This window comes from Vibrio sp. 1249-1 (assembly GCF_033340495.1).
In genome coordinates this window covers 1-545 of record NZ_JAWOWJ010001040.1, presented here as the reverse complement: position 1 = coordinate 545, position 545 = coordinate 1, and the positions used below count along the sequence as shown (strand labels likewise).

Genomic DNA, 545 nt, shown 5'->3' with positions numbered 1-545 from the left:
GTTGTTTCGCATTTGCCGCGAGCGAGTCCGCCATGTCTTTGTTGGATAACCGTTTTCGTGTCGACCCGACCATCGAACAGATTACTTTTCTGGTTTATCGTGAACAAAGTTCTCAACCTGTTGTGTTAGTTCGTCCAGATGGTAAAAAATATTACGCGTGGGGCTCTTACGACAACGTTCGTTGGTATCAAGAACCATCACTCGACATCATTTCAGTCGATAACCCAATGCCCGGTCCTTGGCAAGCTGTGGGGAAAGTAACCCCAAAAAACAACATCCGCTTAATTTCACATCTCAAGCTCAGCACCGACGTATTCCCTAACCGTCTCTATAACGGAGAAGCGCTCAAGTTCACCGCGCGTTTAACTTCAGACGATAAGCCACTTGTCCTGCGAGACTTTCTCGACCGTGTCAACTTGCGAGTCACCTTTACTAAGTTTGTCGAAAATGAAGACGAACTGATAAAAGAAGCACGTCCAGTGCCGATGATCATTGGTGAATTTTCTGATGATGGTCGCGGTCTGGATGAACAAGCGGGCGATGGC

The 545-nt window shown here is 47.3% G+C and carries 1 pseudogene; it reads left to right on the top strand.

What is annotated here, in order from left to right:
• Positions 1 to 545: pseudogene (locus R7Z50_RS30345) on the top strand (TIGR03503 family protein); the annotation flags it as partial.